The sequence below is a fragment of the Sulfitobacter sp. NFXS29 genome, from assembly GCF_040148765.1.
Lineage (GTDB): Bacteria > Pseudomonadota > Alphaproteobacteria > Rhodobacterales > Rhodobacteraceae > Sulfitobacter.
In genome coordinates, this window is the sequence record NZ_JAGDED010000026.1 from 1 (window position 1) to 2,277 (window position 2,277).

Below are 2,277 nucleotides of genomic sequence, written 5' to 3' on the forward strand. Positions count from 1 at the left end.
GCGGCCTCCTGTGCGGCTTTGATTCTGTCCGACACCTCTTGGCTGTTGATCATCTCGCTGTTTTTGGCTGTGGGCCGCAGCGCGCCGTCTGTGGCGCGATCCACCATGCCGACGATATTTTCACGCCATGTCTTGCGGCGCTCATTGAAGAACGCTTGTGTGTCCGCAGGATCACCACCCATGCCGCGAATGTTTCGGGCCGCAATTTCCTTACCTTGATCGGCTTGCTGCTCAATTCGTGCGCGCAGGTTCGGATTGCGGCGCATGGCCTCTTGCTCCAGCCCTAGCAGGTTTTGATCCCCGGTCTGCTGTGCTGGTGTTAGACCGATTTCGGTAGGGCCTACGCGCCGTGCCAACTCTGCTGCCCGGTCAGGACCGCCCGCAAGCTCCTGCATCCGTTGCCTTGCGACCTCCTGCCCGCCTGCTTTGGTGTAGGGCATCGCGGCAGTCTTCACCGCACTGGCAAGCTTGCGCGCGCCGATAGCGCTTGGTGTAGACCGGACCGCGCCGGGGATTGCCCCCATGCCTGCACCGCCTGCGATAGCCGCCGTCTGCTGCGCCCACTCAGGCGCGCCCGCGTCTTCTGCCAACCCCGCGCCAGCCTGTGCGCCGCCTCCGGCAAACATTTCTGAGACAACGCCGCGCGTCGTATTCATCGCTTGCGAAGCATCATCCGCGATGCTGCCGAGGATGCCACCCGCGCCTGACAATGCCTTTGCGACGGCCCCGCCAACCGGCGCAGCTCCAGCCGCTTCACCTGCGCCACGTGCGAAGTTTTCCATCAGCGTATCAGGCTCAGACGTGGCCCGGTTTACCCCGATGGCATCCATGCTCGCCTCAATGCCGGATTTGGCTGATCCGGTGCCTCCGCTGAAGGGGTTGAGGGTATGGGGCTTATCAAACGGGTTGATGAAGTCGATGATGCCGCCCGCACTGTTGGCGATACCTTGGTTTAGCTGTCCCATCAGACCGGAATCGTCCTTTGGCCCTAGAGATGCAGCTATCTCTTCAACCGTTGCCTCTTGCTGCTCCGGAGAGAGGTCGATGAACCCCGCATCAACCTTTACGCGCTGTCCTTCAATATTGAGGGTAATCTCGCTCACTGTTCGATCCTCCAGGTTACGCCACTGCTTGTCTTATTGCCGCCATTGTCAGCCCCGAACCGGCCTAACGCTCCTGTTACCTTCCCGATGGCTGCATTGAGTGCCGCCTCACGGTAGGTCAGGACCTGACGTTGTTGCGGAGAGATAGGCCCGCCAAGCTGCTGGCGGATCGTCGTGAGTTCTTGCTGGAAGCTGCGCTCAAGTGCGCCAAGTTTAGACTGAGCGTCCTCTGGGCCTGAGAACGCCCCAGTTTTTGGCGTGAGGTTTTGAATGTTCTGCATCAGCCAACTTGGCACCCGCTGCCCGTAGCCCTGCGTGATGTCATTAACCAAGTTCTCACGCAGTACTGCAAAGTCAGACTGCGTTTCCTTCACACCTTCGAACGGCACTCCCATTCCGACAAAGTCAGACACCGAGTTGATGCCTCCTTTGATCGTCCCTTCAAGGCCAAAGGCATCGCTCGCATCAGGACCAGACTGCGCCGGGGCGGGTTCGGTTGTCATTGGCGCTGTTGGCGCGGCTTCGTCGGTCTTATAAACGGGCTGCCCCGACGAGAGGTCGATGACTGTAACTTCACGTGTGACCGGGTCTACGGATGTCTTGTACACACCCTCCTTGATCCGGATAGCCACATCGCGCGGAATGCCAATGCTCTCAAGACGGTCAATCTCACGGTCTGCCTCGGTGCTGTCACCGCCCCCTGTCAGAGCCGCGTTGGCCTGCTCTTTGGTGATCAGCCCATTCCGCAGGTCCGACATGATCTTGGCTTGTTCGGAGTACGGCGTGGGCGTCTTGGCTTTGCCCATGCGGTTCTGCGCTACTTGAGATAGCAATGCCCGCATGTAGTCCGGGTTTGCTCTGGCCATTTGTAAGTCGTTCTCCGACACCCCAGCGTCGCGCAGGGCGTCAATCGTGACATTCCTTTGATTGTAGTCCTTCCGCTCAGACATCCAGTCTTTGCGGCGCTCTGAGCGTTCCTGCATCCGATCCCTAACGGCGGATTGCAGTGCAAGGTTTGGGTTCATTGAAAGGCCCGACAACGCTAGTGCGATGCGGTCTTGTCGATCCGCTGTCATGTTGGGGAACATGGCCCCCAAGATTCCAGACGCTTTTTCAGGTTGGTATTCGTTCATGATATGCCTCGAAAGGTTGTCGCGCTCAGCACCGCCCATGA

At 59.2% G+C, this 2,277-nt stretch carries 2 protein-coding genes; both read right to left on the reverse strand.

Features of this window, described 5'->3' with window-relative positions; genetic code table 11:
• Positions 1 to 1,103: hypothetical protein (locus J3456_RS19335; RefSeq protein WP_502989530.1), on the reverse strand; the 1,103-nt coding region annotated here is incomplete at its 3' end.
• Positions 1,100 to 2,277: hypothetical protein (locus J3456_RS19340; RefSeq protein ID WP_349581880.1), on the reverse strand; the 1,178-nt coding region annotated here is incomplete at its 5' end. The genes J3456_RS19335 and J3456_RS19340, both read right to left, overlap by 4 nt.